Origin of the sequence: Cytobacillus oceanisediminis (assembly GCF_022811925.1) — a bacterium.
GTDB classification, from domain to species: domain Bacteria; phylum Bacillota; class Bacilli; order Bacillales; family Cytobacillaceae; genus Cytobacillus; species Cytobacillus oceanisediminis_D.
Genome location: NZ_CP065511.1, coordinates 4943581 through 4960912, shown reverse-complemented (window position 1 = coordinate 4960912; position 17332 = coordinate 4943581). Strand labels below are relative to the sequence as shown.

The following is a 17332-nucleotide window of genomic DNA, read 5'->3' as shown; positions in this document are numbered from 1 at the left end:
ATGCTTCCTTAACAGGAAGCGGAAAAAAAGGGGGATTTACACTTGTAGGATTAGTATGTCCGGGCAGAAAAATTCTTATTCATATTTTCAAAAAAATAATCAATTGCTTTAAACACATTCTTATGGAGCCCTTTTGCCGCGGGGTTTATTCCATGGTATTCGTGCTATACTGATTATAGAATCCGGTGAGAGAGGTGTAAAAATGAAGGAAAATATTTTAATATGTGTCAGCAATCCCAATCATGCGGAAGCACTGGCCCAGAGAGGCAAAAAACTGAAGGAAGCATTTCAGGGGGATGGCTATATTCTCTCCGTAGAAAACCGGAAGCACGAAGAGCTTAGCTTTAACGAGCTTCAGACAAAATACTTGTTCGAAAGTTTAGCAGAGAAATACGGGCTGAAGATGCTCTCCAAGTATGCTGAGGACAAAAAAATCGCCAGGGTGATAGCTGATGTGGTTCAGGAGTATAATATTACCCAGATTATCCTTGGGCAGGCTGTTCAAACCAAGCTGGAGCGGATGGTAAAGCATTCGCTGATCAATGATTTATTCCAGCTGCTTGAAGGGGTAGATATACATGTCGTAGAAGTTTCAAGAAAGGTTCATGATCCCTCTGACGACTGGGATAAAGGGCTGCCGGCCCAGATCGTCAAGAAAGGCTCCGATTATCATCTAATCGTTGGAGAAGATCATGAAAATGGAATAAAGGGCATCTTTTTTAAAGAATTATCCTCCGACTTCTCGAACGGATTTTTTGTTATACAAAAAGATAATAATCATGAAGTGCTCCGTATCCACCATGGTGTTGTAGATAGTAATATATTGGGAGATAAATAAGCCGGCTCATTTAGCCGGCTTTTGCTGCTTTTTAGATTAAGTCATTTACATAATAAACTTTTCCGCTCTCAATTTTCTTCTGCAGAAGCAAATCGACTAGTGCATTTGCCACAGTTTCCGTATCCCTTAGCATTCCTTTCTCCTTGTATGCCTGGAATTTTTCAAGATCATGAAATGCTTCCTTCGCTGAAGAACGTATGGTTCCCTGCATAGCGGTGTCCATAACACCGGGACTAAAGGCAATAATCTTATGGCTGCTGCCTGCTTTCTGCAGTTCCAATGCAGCTGTTTCTGTAAACATATTTATTCCGGCTTTTGTGCTGCAGTAAGCACTCCACCCCTGTATGGGCCTTTCAGCAGCACCTGAAGTAATGTTGACAATGGTCATTTCACTTGAAACTTCACGCAGCAGGATGTTGGAAATCATAATAGGAGCAATCAGATTAACGTGAGCATTGTGAATTAATGCCGCATGATCAAGATTCCCGGCTGTACCTATTGGATCAATGACCCCTGCGTTGTTAAATACATATAGGGTTTCCGGCTGTTTTTCCTGCAATAGTGCTGTCAGTTCTCTGAAAGCAGATTCAAGCTCATCCGGTGAGGACAGATTGCAGAAATATTGGGCAAAGAATACTTGATTCTCTGCAGAAAGTTTTGCCAACTCGGGGTTTTCAGTCCTTGATAAAGATATGATGCCTGTTCCTTCTGTTATCATTCTCTTGGCAATGGAAGCTCCTAAACCTTTGGATGCACCTGTTATGATAGCTAATTTCACTTTGATCACTCCTATTTCCTGTTTCATTATCTTCTATTAAAACAGAAAATAATCATTTTTTCCTTTATCAGCCATTGTGGTCCTGTCTGAATGCCTTCATTTCATCTTCTATTAAATTGATGATTGAGAGGATAATTCCTGAAAACAGGCAGGCAACCGTAATGGTGCTTATGCCAAACAGAAGGTAAAGAATAAATGTGCTGAAAAAAGTAAACAGGAGACAATAATGGCAGGCATTAATTTTCCGCATTGACTGGCTCTGCCTTCCAGTAATAATCACTAAACACATCAGCAAATGCTTTTATAGAGTTATTCAGTTCATCCAGGTTGTTTTCCACACCTCCGAATTCCAGCAAAAGGGCCCGCTCGGAAAGATCCTGGTTGTAAATCCCGTTGCCTTCACTTTTTCCTTTAACAAATACTCCCCTGCTTATTCCCTTATATTTTGCTTCCAGTGCTTTATGGAGCTCGGTAGCCACTTTTAAGTTCTGTTCATAGTTTTTGTGCTCTTTGCCGACGACAAAAAACAGTCGAGCGTATGGTTCCTGGCCAATTACTGCGGTTGTTTTCCCTCGGGGCAGCGAATCCCTATGGATATCAATTAGGAATTTAACATCCTTATTCTCTGTCATGGCGGATTGTACAGTCTCTCTGGACATGGCATAGGAATTTTCCCAGTTCCAGCCCTTCTTTTTCAGTTCTGAGGCAATATTGGTTTTATCATGCTCAGCACCAATGCCTTTTCTCGCCAGCTCTTCACTAAGCTTTTTCCCGACAGCAATAACATTAACCTGCTCATTTGGACTAACGGCCTCATCTGTATCCTTTACATCTTTCAATAGCGGAGCGAACGATTCCCAGCTGTGGGAATGGTAAATGAGGACCCCTTTTTTTTCCGGAATAACTGGAGGAGCCGTATTATCTTCACTTTGACCGTTATTCATAGCAAGTTCTTTCTCTTTTAAAAGAACTTCAAGGGGAGGGGCAGATTCCACTGGCAGGTTGGTAAAATCGGTACCCTCTCCGGCAACGGCAATACCAGTGTCAAAGATCGAAAAACCAGGCAGCTCCCGGCCAAGGAACGTTCTGATATCCTTCGGCTGTGTGTTGGTTGCCAGCTTAAATAGGGTTCCGGATAGGGAGTAGCTTTCAGCAGGAACTTCCTTGTGAAAATAATGATTCTCAGCTTTCAAAATGTGAATGAAGAGCTGGTCGGCTTTAATGTCCTTAAGCAGCACATTCATATGTGACGAAGAGAAGGCAGCCGGATAAAGCGCAACAATCCCAGCGAGCGCCACTGCTGCACAAATACTGAAAAGCCAGCTGTTTATATAAAAGAAAATAGAATGGACTCTTAATTTAAAGTTCATATAAATCCCTCCACTCTCTAAATATATGACGGATAAGCTGATTTAGAAGATGGGGGCTGCCCTTAATATGAAAAGAGGCAGCAGAAGAGATCGCGAAAGAAGGGGACAAAAAAGTGGTCCTGAATGATCTTGCGTCCATCCAGTATAAAACACATAATAAAAAGCAATCCTTTGTACTAAATCTCGAAAGGCCTGAAAGGGTCTTTTATTTTTTGAAAAGATTTCATTGTTTTATCACAAATGGCTTTTATATTGATAATATCAAAAGACAATATAGATAAAGAGAGGGACACTAAATTGAAAAAGATATTATTCAGCATAATGGCGAGCTTGCTTGTTCTTGGCGGATGCAGCCAATCAGAAGAAGAAAAGCCTGCAAAAAACGACGAAGTGCCGCAAATCATTGAAGCCGTCATCCAGGTGCCTGAAACCATTGATCCTGGTGAGGAGGCAACCCTTGCGGTCACTGTCAGACAAGGCGATAAGGCCGTAACCGATGCGGATGAGGTGAAATTTGAAATATGGCAGGAAGGACAAAAAGAAAACGGTGAAATGGCAGAGGCAAAGCACGACTCAGAGGGGAAATATACCGCTGATCATATATTTACAGAAGAAGGCCTCTACTATGTTCAGTCCCATGTAACGGCAAGAAGCCAGCATACAATGCCAATGGTTTCCGTACAAGTTGGCGAGGCAAAAGCGGAGGACTCAGGAACGGGGCATGAACAAGAAGGCCACTCTCACAGCCATGGCGGAGAGGTATCCATTGAGCTGCAGGCACCTGACCAAATCCATGCAAACGAACAAACAGCTTTATCTGCCATGGTTGATAATGAAGGGGAACCGCTGGCGGATGCTAAAGTAAAGCTTGAAATCTCACTTAATGGCGCAACGCCTCAATGGGTAAACATGTCTGAAACAAAACCGGGCAAATACACTGCCGACCATCAGTTTACAGATGCGGGCACATACACCATCACGACCCATGTTGAAAAAGGCGACGATATTCACGAGCACACAGAAACTGAATTAACGGTGCATTAAAGCATTAATCAGTGGGGTTCTTTCATGCCCTGCTGATTTTTTGTTGGGCAAGTTCGGACAGGAAAGCCAGGAAAAATCCTGAGGCTGTCCGAATCAGGGTCAAGTTCGGACAGGAAAGCCAGGAAAAATCCTGAGGCTGTTCGAATCAGGGTCAAGTTCGGACAGGAAAGCCAGGAAGGCCAGGAAAATGCCTGAGTCTGTCCGAACCCGGGGATGCTTCGGACAAAAGTACCCAAGAAACTGCCTCAAGTACTCCGCTTTCATTTTCATGATAATATAATAGGAGAGATTACAGAAAAGCAGGTGTCAAAGAGATGTCACATACACATTTGCATTTTAATACGGGAATTGGGGTCCAAAAGCCTAATAGCATTCGGAATAAGGATATAAGATGCCCTTTTTGTGCAAGGGAGGAGCTGACGGATATCATCGCCGTTGAGGATTCAATCATTTTGCTGAAAAATAAGTTTCCTGTTCTTGAAAACTCCTATCAGACCGTGCTGATTGAAACGGATCAATGTGACGGTGAGCTGTCCATTTATCCTGAGGAGCATTTGGTCAGGCTGATTTCATTTGGGTTAAAACATTGGCTTCAGATGGAAGAGAGCGGAGAATATGAGTCTGTTTTATTTTTCAAAAACCACGGCCCATTATCCGGTGGGAGTATCGCCCATCCGCATATGCAAATTGTCGGATTGAGAAATATTGATTACAAGGAAAAAATCCAGGCAGAGGACTTTGAAGGTCTCCTTATTCATGAGGAGAGCAATACTATGTTCAATTTATCCACTTCACCGAGAATCGGTTTTTATGAATTCAATGTAAAGCTTGCCGATCAGGATGATATTCCGTACTTTGCAAAATGCATCCAGGCAGCTGCCCATTATATTCTGAATGCCTTTCCTTTTCCAAGCAATAGTTATAATTTGTTTTTCTACAAGCTGGGCAGGGATATTTACGCAAAAGTTGTTCCCCGCTATATTACCACGCCTATTTTTATTGGCTACAGCATCCCTCAGGTTCCTAATAATCTTGAATGGATGAGAGATGATATAAAAGTGAGATATTTCAGCGGGGAGTTTAAAGCCAGGCCTTAATGCCTGGTGTACCCGATTGATGGGTACCTTAGACGGATGCTGAATATGGACGGAAATAGCCATTCTCAGTAATAGTAAAAATTTGAAATAATAACCATTCGCTTTTAGAAGTTGTGATTTATCTCTATAAAAAATATAATGAAATATTGTAGCGAGGAATTATGTGAGGCACATATCCTATTCCTTGCGCTGTGCTCCGTTATGCCTTAAAAGGTAAAGGCAAATGGTTTTGTTTAATTGATAAGAATGTATAAATTCAGAAGTTAGATAACTGTCTAGCTCCAGCGCCTACCCCCTCGAGGTCACAAGCCAAGCCTCCCAAAAAGGCAAAGGACGCCTTTCCGGAAGGCTCGTCTTGTGCTTGAGGCCCGCAGGATGAGGGTCATGCAGACGTTGCCACAGGACGTGGCGTTCTTAGTCTGCGTTCCTTCGTAGGCAAGGCGCTTCCGCTTTTCTTTAAAGGAGAATGATCATGACCTCAAATCGATATACACCTCCTAAGCTGGATTGGGGCTTAGTATTAATATTGATGCTTTTATTCCTGGTAAGCGCCGTTTCCATTTACAGCGCACAGACAACAGGACAATATACAGAAAACTTCCTTTTGAAGCAGGTTGTCTGGTATGCCGTTGGAACAGGAATCATCGCTGCGGTAATCACACTGGATTCCGATCAGCTGAAGAAGATTTCCTGGTATGTGTACGGCCTGGGCATTGTACTGCTTGGATTCCTGATTGTGGCGCCAACAAGCATTGCCCCTGTCATTAATGGGGCGAAGGCATGGTACAAGGTTCCAGGCATGGGTTCACTGCAGCCTGCTGAGCTTGTTAAAGTGTTTATTATTCTGGTATTGGCGAAAACAATTGACGAGCATCATCAAAAAAATGCATACAAAACCATGCAGACTGATTTATGGCTGCTCATTAAACTGGTTGGTTTAACAATGGTGCCGCTGCTGCTGGTTATGCAGCAGCCCGATTTAGGGACAAGCCTGGTATTTCTGGCAATCATGCTTGGCATGATATTCATTTCAGGAATCAGCTGGAAGCTTCTGGCGCCAATATTTGGAACAGGAGCCGCTCTTGCAGGCACTATTTTGTATTTTGTTTTATGGCATCCGGATATTCTAGAGAAGTATTTAGGGGTAAAGGAATATCAGTTTGCGCGCATTTATTCCTGGATTGATCCTTATAACTATCAAAGTTCAACCGGGTTTCAGCTGACACGCTCTCTCCTTGCCATTGGATCAGGGGAAACAAGCGGGAAAGGATATGGAACGAGGGAAGTCTATCTGCCTGAAAGCCATACCGACTTTATTTTCAGTATTGTAGGTGAAGAATTTGGTTTTGTAGGCGCAAGTATTGTCGTCAGCCTTTTCTTTCTGCTGATTTACCATATTACCAAGATTGGCATGGAAACCAAAAATAATTTCTATACCTATATTTGTGTAGGTGTCATCAGTATGGTTACATTCCATGTCTTTCAAAATATCGGGATGACCATCGGCCTTTTGCCAATCACAGGCATACCGCTTCCTTTCATCAGCTATGGAGGAAGCTCGCTGATGGGGAATATGCTGGCCATGGGGCTGATTTTCTCGATCCGCTATCACTATAAAAAATATATGTTCTCGACAAATGATTAAAATTGAAAGAGCGGGCTGTGAAAGCCCGCTCTTTTACTCAATTACGCCGGTTTCTTCAATTTTTACATTGCATTTCACATCAAAACTCAGCGTTTTGTAATCATCTTCCCACTTTTTAAAATCAAAGTTTCGATGCTTGGATTTTTTCATTTGGCCGAGCCCAATTGGATCAATTCCGAGTTCCTGAAACTGTTTTAATAGTCTGAGGCATTCCTTTTCGACCTTTTTCTCCAGGTTCTTTTGAACGGCGCCAACAACCTCAGATGCTAACTCATCACCGGAATACTCACGAATAATCCCTTCAATGTTAATAGTTATGGAAGCATGATGATCAGTTATCTTAATTTTATGCTTGGACCTTAAACTCTTTACAGCAGCTAAATCTCCTTTTTTTAATTTAACATCGAAGTTTCCTTCACTATATTTATCGACCAGCAATTTAAAAAAGAACATGTCTTTCACAGGAAGGACCTCTACTTCCTTATCCCTGCTGAAAAGGCTGATGCCGACTATTTCCACTTTATCATCACCGGTTTTTTTTATACGCGGCAGAAAAGGGTCCTTGCCATTTTGATAATAATCATTGGCTAAGATATGCAGATTGGTTTTGGGAATATCCCGATGTTCAATATTATGCTGGATAAGATTGTAGATGTAGGTTGAATTTCCTCGTGTTCCATACTCACCTTTTAACATGTCTTCTGCCTTCCCCTCCGAAGTTGCAACAATTACACGTGCTCCGATACTTGCGTCTCTTTGAAAGGAATCTACAAGATCATAAATTCCTTTCCTGGCAAGGTCAGGTCCAAAAACAGCCAGTTTTAACCCGCCTGTTACGACTGGCTCTGATGATTGTTTAGTCACTTCGAGAAGAAGGTCCTGGCGCAGCTTTCCACTTCCGGAAAATGTCCTGTTTATTACGCTTTTATCAGGCTGGAATTCCTGAAATAATACAGTTCCCCTATACTTTTCTTTTGCGTCCTCTGATAAATCGTAGCCAACTCCTACTTCAATATTAATATCATCCAGTATTTCTTTGTCCACACAGCCGGAAAGCAGCAAGACGAGACAGAGTAGTATAAGCTTCTTCATTTCTTCTTCCCCTTTTTCAGCTTCTTGGCGATCATCACAGCAGCGAAAAGCAAAGGAATATAAATAAAGGTAAAAGCAAATCCCATTTTTCCCACATAGTTATTAAGCGTATTAATTTTTTCTCTTGTATCCAAAAAATGTATAACGGAAAGCACTGCTGCCACAACAAAAAACACTCCCACTTTCTGGCGGATGTTAAATACCCTTTTAATAAGCCTGGAGGCGATCCAAATGGAAATGCAAACATTAGGAAGAATGATTAAGTTCCAGTTCGCTATCCCGATATATTCAAATCGTTCAACAAAGGGCATTTCAACTATTTTCCACATCGTTAAACTCGCCCAAATTTGTTTTGCCAGCTGGTCTTCGGCAAAATAGGCAAAAGTAATGATGGCTAGAATCGTGTAAATAAGAGTAGTTGTTAATACGGCCAGATGAGCCCATTTCTGCGACTTTTTTGGTTCTTTAATAAATGGATAGAAAAAAAGGATGATTTCAAACCCAATAAAAGTAAGGGACATATGATAAGAAGCTGTAAGCAGTTCTTTAATGGAATGATCCCAAATGGGCAGCAGGTTGTAAAAGTTGGAGAATTTAATCGCCCAGCTGAATGTAAGGAGGAGGTAAGCCGGCAGAACAAGCCCAAAGAAGGCTGTACCGACTACAGTTCTAAATCCTCCAAAAATAATATAGACACAAAGAATCATAAAACCGAAGGAGAACCAGAAGGTGCTTAATTCAGGGAACATCCAAACCTGTATGACTTCAATAAATGTCCTTATTACTGTTAAGGAATACAGGATAAAATAGCCAATAAAAATGAAGCAGAGAGCCTTGCCGAAAAAGTTCCCCACGACGTATTTATGTGCTGTTACAATATCACCGCCAACAGTCTCGCCTATTTTATAGATCATCCAAACAATTACATGAATGCATGCGCCGGCAAATAATATGGATATCCAGGCATCGTATCCTGCATCCATTGCGATAATCCTCTGATATCCTAATACACCGATCCCAATTTGCATGGACATGACCAAGTAAAATACTAAAAAGGGAGAAATCTGCAATCTTTCTGGTATTGGCTGTTCCTTCATCTGGTTCACCTCCATTTAAGTTGATACATTTGGTATTACTCGTCGATATCTTTTTTCTCTTCGGCCTTTTTCTTACTGAAGCGGATTGGATTTTTAGTCCGTAAAAATATCGGCCTTTTGGATTGTTTTTCAAATGGAAGCCTGATAAGGGCATCTTTCATATCCATAACCCGAGGCGGATAGAGCGGCTCAAGGAATGGCCTGCCAAGTGAAGTCAGCCGTATTAAATGAGTCAGCAGTAAACAGAAGCAAAACACAATCCCGAGCAGGCCCCATAGTTCTGCAAAAAACAGGAAGGGAAAGCGCAGCAGACGAATAGTGTTGCCCATCCTGTATACAGGTGTTGTAAAGGAGGCGAGAGCGGCGAGAGCTACAATAATGAGAAGGACGTTACTCGTCAAGCCTGCTTCTACAGATGCAGTCCCAATTACGATTCCTCCCACGATACCGATCGTCTGGCCGACCTTGGTCGGAAGGCGGGCTCCTGCCTCACGCAGCAATTCAATGGTCAGCTCCAGAAACAATGCCTCCAGAATGGGAGGGAGTGGAATCTCCCGCCTTGATGTAATTAATGTACTCAGCAAATCTTTTGGAATAAGCTCATAATGATATGAAAGGGTTGCTACATAAATAGGTGTAACCAGAATGGAAAACGCAACCGCGAACAAACGGATGAGCCGGAAAAAAGAAGATAAAATCCAATTTAAAAAATAATCTTCAAAAGAACTGAAAAATTCAACAAGTGTGGTTGGTGTAATTAACACATGGGGTGAGCCGTCAACCACAATGGCGATTTTTCCCTCTGCCAATATTCCCGCGACCCTGTCAGGCCGCTCTGTATCAAGCAGCTGCGGGAAAGGGGAATTGGAGTTATCACTAATCAGCTGTACAATATAGGAACTGTCTGTAATGGCATCAAATTTCACGTTTGTAAGTCTCTGCCTGACAGTATTTACATTATCCTCATTTGTGATATCTTCCATATAAAGCATGGCGACAGCGGTTTTTGACAGGGTCCCCAGCTTAAACTCTTCAATAATCAGTTCTTTTACCGGAAGACGTTTTCGGATTAAATTTAAATTTTGGCCCATTGACTCGACAAAGGCTTCTTTAGGACCGATAACGGAAAATTCAACTTCAGGCTGGCTTAGCCCCCTGACGATTTCTTTTTGCGCAGCTATAAAGCCGAAATGTTTAAGTTCTGTCTCAATCGTCAGCATGACGTAGCCATTTAAAAGCTTTTGTTCGATTAGAGAAGGGTCATCACAAATCTGCACATCAGCCACAGGGACAAGCTGTTTAATATCCTCTATTTCCCGGAATTCTTCTTCCAGAAGATTAGGGAGAATACCATCCTGAATAATATTTTCATCAATTAAAGTAGCCATGAAAGTAAGTCCAAAGCGCACATTTGTTTTTTTGTTATAATAAAAGATTTTTTTGAAGTCTTTGGATTTAATCAAGGATTTTTCCCATTCCTTATGCTGGATATCCTCTTTAATCCGTTTGTTTTTCAACCAATTTCTCATAGGAAAATCACCATCATTTTCGGCATTACGCTTATTGTTGCCGGTTTTGGAAAACTTATGAATGGAAGGCAATAAAAAAAGAAGGGTTTGGATGTATGGCAGTAAGATCGGGAAAATGTAATATGGACAAATAAAAAAGGAACCTGGTTGGTTCAGGTTCCTTTTAATATATTTGAGCTCCTATAAAAGAGGGGGTATTATGGGAGCGCAATCACGAGTTTAGCATTACTTCACAAGATATTTCTCAATGTCATCCAATAACAGGTTAGCAGCAATAACGCCGCCGGCAGTATTCCAGATGGTATCGCTGACTTCATGAACATTGCCTTCCTGTGCTACTTTAAGGTTTTTGAATAATGGGTCTTCAATCCATTCTTTTGCAAGCTTGTTTGCTTCGCCATCGCCTGTTTCATATGTGAAGTAGAATAATACATCTCCATCCATAGCAGGAATGCGTTCTTTTGTTGCATTTACCTCAGCGAAGTCATCTACATTCTGGCTTTCCGGGCGCGCAAGTCCAATTTGATCAAGAATTACGCCTGAGAAAGAGTCTTTATGGTAGATACGGACATCTCCAGCCATAAAACGGACAATGGAAACTTTCTGACTCAATTTATCGCCAAGGCTTGTTTTAATTTCTTCTATGCGGCTATCATAATCAGTTAGGACTTTTTTGCCTTCTTCTTCTTTGTTAAGTGCTTTTGCATAAAGCTCAAAGTTTTCCTTCCAGTCTCCGCGCAATGTTTCAGCGAAAATAGTAGGGGCAATATCATTTAACTGATCATAAATTTTTTCCTGGCGCATCTTGTTGCCGATGATAAGGTCCGGCTGCAGCGCTGCGATTGCTTCTACATTGACTTCGCTTTCTGTCCCCACAACCTGAACATCTTTCATATCATCAGCGATATGTTCATACCATGGATCGCCAGTCCAGGACTGAACGGCACCGACTGGAGTAACCCCCATGGAAAGCAATGCTTCTGTACCTTCGTTTGTCAGAATGACAACTTTTTCAGGCGCTTTATCAAGCTTAGTTGTGCCCATTGCATGCTCAACTGTATAGCCTGTATCTTCTGTTTTGTTTCCTTCTTTTTCCTTATCAGCTTTCTCATCCTGTTCGCTGTTATTCCCGCAGGCAGCCAGGAACAAGATAGTGAAAACTGAAAGAATGGCAAGTAAAGACTTGAATTTCATTATGTACTCCTCCATTTTGCGTTGTTAATGATAATCATTTTCATTTGACAATTTTATAGTACTGTGGACACTTTAAATTGTCAATAGGTAATTGAAAATCATTTTCATTTAATTTTTCAATGATCAATGAAAATGATTTTCAAACTCATTGACAGCTAATCCTCTGTACAATAGACTGAAAATGTAACTAAACCTTACTAAATAGACGCAAGAAGGGTCTCGCTATGCTATTAAAAACAAATTCTCTGAGATGGGCTGGGCTATTTGCAGCTATCCTACTATTATTAGTATTAATGTCTTTCAGTATTGTATACGGATATACCGACACAACCTGGAAGATGGCAATTGATGCATTTACAAAATTCGATGGAACGAATGAACACATAATCATTCAATCAGTCCGTCTGCCGAGAGCATTGATTGCGGCGGCAGTAGGGGCAAGCCTTGCGATTGCGGGTGTATTGCTCCAGACACTGACAAAGAATCCCCTTGCTGCTCCTGAAATTTTCGGAATAAACGCAGGTGCTGGATTTGCAGTCGTTATTACAGTAACACTTTTTTCAATTAGTAATTTGCAGGCCTTTACATGGGTTTCATTTCTGGGGGCTGCTGTTTCATTTATATTCGTATATATAATTGGCTCTATCGGCAGGGAAGGGCTGACACCCATGAAATTAACCCTTGCCGGTGCGGCGATGAGTGCCATGTTTGCTTCGATGACACAAGGCTTTCTCGTTATTAATGAGACTGCCCTGGAACAGGTGCTATTTTGGCTGGCAGGATCCGTATCGGGAAGAAAGCTGGAGACCCTCGCAGCTGTATTCCCATATTTATTAGCCGGCTGGATCTTTTCCCTGATCATTGCGGGGAAATTGAACGTCTTATCAATGGGCGAGGATGTAGCGAAGGGGCTGGGCTTGAAAACAGGATTGCTGAAATTGGGTGCGGGCATTGTTATTGTGCTTCTGTCAGGAGGAGCGGTAGCTGTTGCTGGTCCTATTGGCTTTCTAGGCATTGTCATTCCCCATTTAACCCGGGCAGTTGTCGGCATTGACCATCGCTGGGTGATTCCTTATGCGGGTCTATTCGGGGGGATGCTCCTTCTTGTAGCGGACATAGCATCAAGGTATATCATCATGCCGCAGGAAGTTCCTGTTGGCGTCATGACGGCTGTAATTGGAACTCCTTTCTTTGTGTATATTGCCAGAAGGGGGTTCAATCAGTAATGAAAAAATATTATAACTTGCGCTTGTTTGGCGATAGAATTTCTTTTTTAGTAAACCGCAAAGCACTTATCACTTTTTTATTATTGGCAGCAGCTGCTGCCGGAGTTTTTATCATCAGCACCGGCACGGGTGAAATGAAAATCAGCCCTCTGAAGGTTGTACAGGTATTCTTTGGCGGGGGTTCGGATATGGATAGGCTGGTCATTCAGTCATTCAGACTTCCAAGAATTATCGTTGCATTAATGGTAGGAATGGCGCTTGCTGCAGCGGGGGGCATCCTGCAGGGAATCATCAGAAATCCGCTTGCATCTCCTGACATAATCGGGATTACAGGAGGGGCATCTGTAGCAGTTGTAGCTTTTCTTGCTTTTTTTAGTGATAAAAATAATGCATTAACTGTAAGTATAAATTGGATGCCTCTTGCAGCTTTTGCGGGTGCTGCTATTTTGGCCTTTCTTGTTTATTTTCTCGCCTATAAGGATGGAGTATCGCCAGTACGGCTTGTTTTAATTGGGATCGGACTTGCAAGCCTAATGAAGGCACTGACAACCTTGATGATGGTCTTTGGGCCGATTTACCAGGCAAGCCAGGCGAATATTTGGATAACCGGGACTGTTTACGGTTCAAATTGGGATAATGTCGCAATTTTGGTCCCATGGACAATCGTGTTTCTGATACTGGCGTTTGTTTTAGCACGAAATGTCAATATCCAGGAACTTGGCGATGATATTGCAAAGGGAGTAGGGAGCACAGTACAGAAATACCGGTTTCTTCTGCTGATGGTCAGCACGGCATTAATTGGCGGAGCTGTTGCATTTGGCGGCGGGATAGGCTTTGTTGGATTAATGGCTCCTCATATGGCCCGGAGGCTGGTTGGCTCTGCTTTTGGCGCTTTGCTTCCGGCTTCCGCACTTATTGGAGGAATCCTTGTGATGGCAGCCGACCTGATAGGCAGGACTTTGTTCTCACCGCTTGAAATCCCGGCGGGTGTGTTTACAGCCAGCATTGGCGCACCTTACTTTATTTACCTGCTTTTCAAGACAAGAAACGCATAAGCTGGAAAAGCTTGAAACTCGTATCGTACTGGTAACTGGATAGCCTATAGATATAGATATAGATATTAAGGAAAAGGAGAGGGGCAGAAATGACAGCAGGGCAAGCGATCGCAACAAAAGACTTAACCTTGTCATATGGGGACACCATTATTATTAATGAATTGGACCTGGAAATTCCAAAGGGAGAAATCACAGTATTTATTGGTGGAAATGGCTGTGGAAAATCGACATTGCTAAGGTCCATTGCCAGGCTGCTAAAGCCGAAATCAGGTGCCGTTTTATTGGAAGGTGAGGCTATAGCCAGACTTTCAACCAAAGATGTTGCCAGAAAGATGGCGATTCTGCCCCAATCCCCTTCTGCCCCAGAAGGACTCACAGTGCTTCAGCTTGTCAAACAGGGGCGATACCCTTATCAAACATGGCTGAAGCAATGGTCAACTGAAGATGAATTAAAGGTCAGAAGTGCATTAAAGGCTACAGGCATGGAAGAATTGAAAGACCGGACAGTGGATTCATTATCCGGCGGACAGCGCCAGCGCGCCTGGATTGCCATGACTTTGGCTCAGGATACTGATACGATTTTGCTTGATGAGCCTACTACGTATTTAGATATGACCCACCAAATTGAAATACTGGATTTATTATTTGAATTAAATGAAAAAGAAAAGCGTACCATCGTCATGGTGCTGCATGATCTGAATTTGGCCTGCCGCTATGCCCATAATATTGTTGCCATAAAGGATCAGAAGGTTTTCGCTCAGGGCAAGCCCGAACATGTCATCAATTGCGGATTAGTCAAAACCGTATTCGGCATGGAATGCGAGGTTACGATAGATCCATTATTCGGCACACCGCTTTGCATCCCTTATGGGAAAGGCAGATGTATTTTAAAAGGGCAAGGATTCCAGGGATGATTAAATTAACAGGAGAACAGGCAGAAGCTCTCGGGCAGTTCAGACTTGCCCAGCATTCAGAGGAAGGCTCTCCTTTAACAATTGAAGTGAAAAAGTTGCTGGATACCAGTCAGGCAGGTCCATACCTGGATAAAGTGAAAAACCATATAGGAGCAACTGATAAAAAAACGGCTGCTTCTATTTTAATTAAAAGATATGCCTTTCTGCCTGTAATTTACTTGTATAGTATGACGTCCTGGAATATAAAATTGGATATCAGCCATGAAAATATAACATTTGTCAGTCAGGAAAAAGATGGACTATGGCTTCCCGGCTTTAGTTTTATTCACCTTCAAGGCCAAGGCATTGAGATGGAAAGGGAAAAATGGAGAGAGGATGCTGTAGGAACTCTTTTTAATGGCCATATTTTTCCGGTGTTGAATAGAATAGCAAACGAAGCAAATGTTTCTAAACTAATACTTTGGGAGAATATAGCGATTTATCTGTTCTGGCTTTACGAAAAGATTTTACCTTTGGAAACACATTCGGAAAGGGCTGCTGATGATTTTAAGTTTATCCTGGAAGAGGCTTCAGGCAATTTGTTCGGCTGCGAAAATACGAATCCCTTAAAGAAATTTGACAGTAAGAAAATACTGATTGAAAGTACCGGCAAAACGGTGAGGCCAAGAAAAACATGCTGCTATTCCTATTTGACCAGCAGCGGCAAACGATGCGGGACATGTCCTCTGGCCTGCAGGATAAAGTGAAACTTCAATCAGTGGGGGCTTTATCCCAATGATTGATAGTTGAACCAATCGGGCCTTTACGGGCAGTAAGACTCCTGCTTATCCCTCTTCGATTCCTCTAAGGTTTGAAGCAGGAGTCTTACTGCCCGTTAGACAGCGATAAAAAGGAGGAGTAGCAATGAATGAGAAGTTAAAGGAACAGCTGGATGGCCTGCTTGAAAAATATACCGAACTCCTAATCGGCGAGACCTCTCCAGAATTAAAAGAAAAGGTTGAAGCTTGGGCGCTGTACTCTTTTATTGCGAAATCAATGCCGCCTTTAGCCAAGCACTGGAATGATACATACCCTGATGCAAAAGAGGAAATGAAGGCACTGATAACTGAAATTAAAACAATGAATGAAGAGATGAGAAGCAATAAAAAGTGAAGTAAAAAACCGCTGCAATCAAAGCAGCGGTTTTTGTTTTTTTGAAGTGTGCAACTTCGATAATTGTCTAGCTCCAGCGCCTACCCCCTCGAGGTGTCGGGGGTGGGCAAGGCGCTTCCGCTTTTCTTATTGCATTTGCCCATTGCCATAAGGCAACTGATTTGTATAACCCTGAAACTGCTGATAAGATTGCTGAAGCTTCTGCTGGTCAGCCGCTTCAACTTTATACCAGCCTTTTTTGAACATTAGATTATAAAATTCTCTTTGCTGGTTTTGTGTTTCGTTAAAAGCCGCAAGAATATCCTGATACAGACTCTGATGGCTTGCTTCATTTAGGGCCACAGAATAGGCATCTGTCATATATTTTTCTGTAGATAAAATATCATTTGTAAAATCCCGCTCATTCATTTGCGGAGTTTTATTTACCTGTGTCTCAGGATTTTGAATCGTATTTGGATTCTGGTTCTGGTTCATTTTCAAGGCTCCTTCCTTATTGCATTCCCATAAAATTCTGCTGATTTTGCTGGTTTAAATGAACAAGCAGCTGTTCGTAGTGACGCTGATGCATTTGGCCGCATTGCTCAAAGTGTGTTTTTAGCTCCTGGTCCTGGCATTGCTGAGCGTAAAAATGCGCTTTTTTACAGGCGAGAAGGTTCCAGGAAAGCATATCTGTTAAGTAAAGGGCATCCTTAGTGGAAATAACAGCAGGAGGCTGCTGCATAATGCCCTGCTGGTTCTGCATATTCATATTTTGCTGTTGCATTAATTGTCCCTCCAATTCTTTTTGCGCTATAATAGCTGCAATTCTTTTCGAGGATATCTTTCCTCTTAAAAACGTTTGCTATTCTGCAGAAAATGAATTACCTATATACATAATGGAAACTATAAAAGGCTGACGTCAGCCAGCCTTTAAACAGCGGGTTATCGCTTATATTGATTATTTTGGCTATTCCTTTTTTTAGGCCCTTCCCTTTCAACGGTAGGACCCGCATCTCCTTGGACACTTGCAGCGCTGACTCCTGCCTTAGAAGGATCTTTCTTCATTTTTCCCATTTCTTTCACCTCCGTAACGAACAAAAGATGTTTCCTTTTTAGAGTGTCCAAAACACTTATTTACATTTCGAATAAAATATATAAATTACAGCTGAGGCATTAAAAAAATTTCAAAACATTTTTAAATTTCCGCTTAAAATCATTGCGTAAATTTTGCAAATATTTTATAGTTATAACTAACAGAACTCATTCAGAAGAGAAGCATATTTTTTTTGAGAATAAAATGAATGAGTATTCATTCAAAAAAG

Annotated in this window: 19 protein-coding genes; 9 read left to right on the top strand and 10 right to left on the bottom strand. The window is 41.9% G+C overall.

The window, feature by feature from the left end; all coding sequences use genetic code 11:
- Positions 1–202 precede the first annotated feature (202 nt).
- Positions 203–838, top strand: coding sequence for an adenine nucleotide alpha hydrolase family protein (locus IRB79_RS25045; RefSeq protein WP_243505858.1), 636 nt, complete (start codon positions 203–205; stop codon positions 836–838).
- A gap of 31 nt (positions 839–869) precedes the next feature.
- Here IRB79_RS25045 and IRB79_RS25040 read toward each other — a convergent pair whose 3' ends face one another.
- The 3 genes from IRB79_RS25040 to spoIIP form a co-directional block, all read right to left on the bottom strand.
- On the bottom strand, positions 870–1616 hold the full coding sequence (locus tag IRB79_RS25040; protein ID WP_243505857.1) for a (S)-benzoin forming benzil reductase: 747 nt from the start codon (positions 1614–1616) through the stop codon (positions 870–872).
- Between the two features lie 67 nt (positions 1617–1683).
- Positions 1684–1866: a hypothetical protein gene (locus IRB79_RS25035; RefSeq protein WP_243505856.1), complete on the bottom strand. Its 183-nt coding sequence runs from the start codon at positions 1864–1866 to the stop codon at positions 1684–1686.
- Positions 1853–2986 carry a stage II sporulation protein P gene (spoIIP, locus tag IRB79_RS25030; RefSeq protein WP_243505855.1) on the bottom strand — a complete coding sequence of 378 codons (1134 nt, stop codon included), beginning with the start codon at positions 2984–2986 and terminating at the stop codon, positions 1853–1855. The genes IRB79_RS25035 and spoIIP overlap by 14 nt, the downstream gene beginning before the upstream one ends.
- Before the next feature lie 297 nt (positions 2987–3283).
- On the opposite strand from spoIIP, the gene IRB79_RS25025 reads away from it, so the two are divergent.
- The 3 genes from IRB79_RS25025 (at position 3284) to rodA (ending at position 6772) form a co-directional block, all read left to right on the top strand.
- A complete protein-coding gene (locus IRB79_RS25025) occupies positions 3284–4030 on the top strand; it encodes a FixH family protein (RefSeq protein WP_243505854.1) in 747 nt (248 codons plus the stop codon).
- Positions 4031–4344: 314 nt separating this feature from the next.
- Positions 4345–5127, top strand: a complete 783-nt coding sequence (locus tag IRB79_RS25020; protein WP_243505853.1) for a DUF4931 domain-containing protein — start codon at positions 4345–4347, stop codon at positions 5125–5127.
- 472 nt (positions 5128–5599) lie between these two features.
- Complete coding sequence (gene rodA / locus IRB79_RS25015; RefSeq protein ID WP_243505852.1) at positions 5600–6772, top strand: rod shape-determining protein RodA; 1173 nt, start codon at positions 5600–5602, stop codon at positions 6770–6772.
- A gap of 33 nt (positions 6773–6805) precedes the next feature.
- On the opposite strand, the gene IRB79_RS25010 is transcribed toward rodA, so the two are convergent.
- From IRB79_RS25010 to IRB79_RS24995, 4 genes are all read right to left on the bottom strand, one after another.
- Complete coding sequence (locus IRB79_RS25010) at positions 6806–7864, bottom strand: Ger(x)C family spore germination protein (RefSeq protein WP_243505851.1); 1059 nt, start codon at positions 7862–7864, stop codon at positions 6806–6808.
- Positions 7861–8961, bottom strand: a complete 1101-nt coding sequence (locus IRB79_RS25005; protein ID WP_243505850.1) for a GerAB/ArcD/ProY family transporter — start codon at positions 8959–8961, stop codon at positions 7861–7863. The genes IRB79_RS25010 and IRB79_RS25005 overlap by 4 nt, the downstream gene beginning before the upstream one ends.
- 35 nt (positions 8962–8996) lie before the next feature.
- Positions 8997–10490 (bottom strand): spore germination protein, encoded by a 1494-nt coding sequence (locus IRB79_RS25000; protein ID WP_243505849.1) that lies wholly within the window; start codon positions 10488–10490, stop codon positions 8997–8999.
- Positions 10491–10715: 225 nt separating this feature from the next.
- Positions 10716–11684, bottom strand: a complete 969-nt coding sequence (locus IRB79_RS24995) for an ABC transporter substrate-binding protein (protein WP_243505848.1) — start codon at positions 11682–11684, stop codon at positions 10716–10718.
- A 224-nt stretch (positions 11685–11908) separates the two neighbouring features.
- On the opposite strand from IRB79_RS24995, the gene IRB79_RS24990 reads away from it, so the two are divergent.
- The 5 genes from IRB79_RS24990 (at position 11909) to IRB79_RS24970 (ending at position 16031) form a co-directional block, all read left to right on the top strand.
- A complete protein-coding gene (locus IRB79_RS24990) occupies positions 11909–12910 on the top strand; it encodes a FecCD family ABC transporter permease (RefSeq protein WP_243505847.1) in 1002 nt (333 codons plus the stop codon).
- On the top strand, positions 12910–13965 hold the full coding sequence (locus IRB79_RS24985) for a FecCD family ABC transporter permease (protein WP_243505846.1): 1056 nt from the start codon (positions 12910–12912) through the stop codon (positions 13963–13965). The genes IRB79_RS24990 and IRB79_RS24985 overlap by 1 nt, the downstream gene beginning before the upstream one ends.
- Before the next feature lie 89 nt (positions 13966–14054).
- The gene (locus tag IRB79_RS24980) at positions 14055–14879 is read left to right on the top strand and encodes an ABC transporter ATP-binding protein (protein WP_243505845.1); all 825 of its coding nucleotides are present in this window, start codon (positions 14055–14057) and stop codon (positions 14877–14879) included.
- Complete coding sequence (locus tag IRB79_RS24975) at positions 14876–15625, top strand: IucA/IucC family C-terminal-domain containing protein (RefSeq protein WP_243505844.1); 750 nt, start codon at positions 14876–14878, stop codon at positions 15623–15625. Before IRB79_RS24980 ends, IRB79_RS24975 begins: the two co-directional genes overlap by 4 nt.
- A gap of 157 nt (positions 15626–15782) precedes the next feature.
- A complete protein-coding gene (locus tag IRB79_RS24970) occupies positions 15783–16031 on the top strand; it encodes a YusU family protein (protein WP_243505843.1) in 249 nt (82 codons plus the stop codon).
- Positions 16032–16157: 126 nt separating this feature from the next.
- On the opposite strand, the gene IRB79_RS24965 is transcribed toward IRB79_RS24970, so the two are convergent.
- From IRB79_RS24965 to IRB79_RS24955, 3 genes are all read right to left on the bottom strand, one after another.
- Positions 16158–16505 carry a spore coat protein gene (locus tag IRB79_RS24965; protein ID WP_206840266.1) on the bottom strand — a complete coding sequence of 116 codons (348 nt, stop codon included), beginning with the start codon at positions 16503–16505 and terminating at the stop codon, positions 16158–16160.
- A 16-nt stretch (positions 16506–16521) separates the two neighbouring features.
- Entirely contained in the window at positions 16522–16794 is a 273-nt protein-coding gene (locus IRB79_RS24960; protein WP_243505842.1) for a hypothetical protein, read from the bottom strand.
- A gap of 158 nt (positions 16795–16952) precedes the next feature.
- The gene (locus IRB79_RS24955) at positions 16953–17084 is read right to left on the bottom strand and encodes a YuzL family protein (protein ID WP_076258846.1); all 132 of its coding nucleotides are present in this window, start codon (positions 17082–17084) and stop codon (positions 16953–16955) included.
- Positions 17085–17332: the final 248 nt, after the last annotated feature.

Bases quoted from the DNA above. Each gene is read 5' to 3' on its own strand.
- IRB79_RS25045 (WP_243505858.1), top strand. From the start codon at position 203: ATGAAGGAAAATATTTTAATATGTGTCAGCAATCCCAATCATGCGGAA.
- IRB79_RS25035 (WP_243505856.1), bottom strand. From the start codon at position 1,866: ATGCGGAAAATTAATGCCTGCCATTATTGTCTCCTGTTTACTTTTTTC.
- spoIIP (WP_243505855.1), bottom strand. From the start codon at position 2,986: ATGAACTTTAAATTAAGAGTCCATTCTATTTTCTTTTATATAAACAGC.
- IRB79_RS25020 (WP_243505853.1), top strand. From the start codon at position 4,345: ATGTCACATACACATTTGCATTTTAATACGGGAATTGGGGTCCAAAAG.
- rodA (WP_243505852.1), top strand. From the start codon at position 5,600: ATGACCTCAAATCGATATACACCTCCTAAGCTGGATTGGGGCTTAGTA.
- IRB79_RS25010 (WP_243505851.1), bottom strand. From the start codon at position 7,864: ATGAAGAAGCTTATACTACTCTGTCTCGTCTTGCTGCTTTCCGGCTGT.
- IRB79_RS25005 (WP_243505850.1), bottom strand. From the start codon at position 8,961: ATGAAGGAACAGCCAATACCAGAAAGATTGCAGATTTCTCCCTTTTTA.
- IRB79_RS25000 (WP_243505849.1), bottom strand. From the start codon at position 10,490: ATGAGAAATTGGTTGAAAAACAAACGGATTAAAGAGGATATCCAGCAT.
- IRB79_RS24995 (WP_243505848.1), bottom strand. From the start codon at position 11,684: ATGAAATTCAAGTCTTTACTTGCCATTCTTTCAGTTTTCACTATCTTG.
- IRB79_RS24990 (WP_243505847.1), top strand. From the start codon at position 11,909: ATGCTATTAAAAACAAATTCTCTGAGATGGGCTGGGCTATTTGCAGCT.
- IRB79_RS24985 (WP_243505846.1), top strand. From the start codon at position 12,910: ATGAAAAAATATTATAACTTGCGCTTGTTTGGCGATAGAATTTCTTTT.
- IRB79_RS24980 (WP_243505845.1), top strand. From the start codon at position 14,055: ATGACAGCAGGGCAAGCGATCGCAACAAAAGACTTAACCTTGTCATAT.
- IRB79_RS24975 (WP_243505844.1), top strand. From the start codon at position 14,876: ATGATTAAATTAACAGGAGAACAGGCAGAAGCTCTCGGGCAGTTCAGA.
- IRB79_RS24970 (WP_243505843.1), top strand. From the start codon at position 15,783: ATGAATGAGAAGTTAAAGGAACAGCTGGATGGCCTGCTTGAAAAATAT.
- IRB79_RS24965 (WP_206840266.1), bottom strand. From the start codon at position 16,505: ATGAACCAGAACCAGAATCCAAATACGATTCAAAATCCTGAGACACAG.
- IRB79_RS24960 (WP_243505842.1), bottom strand. From the start codon at position 16,794: ATGCAACAGCAAAATATGAATATGCAGAACCAGCAGGGCATTATGCAG.
- IRB79_RS24955 (WP_076258846.1), bottom strand. From the start codon at position 17,084: ATGGGAAAAATGAAGAAAGATCCTTCTAAGGCAGGAGTCAGCGCTGCA.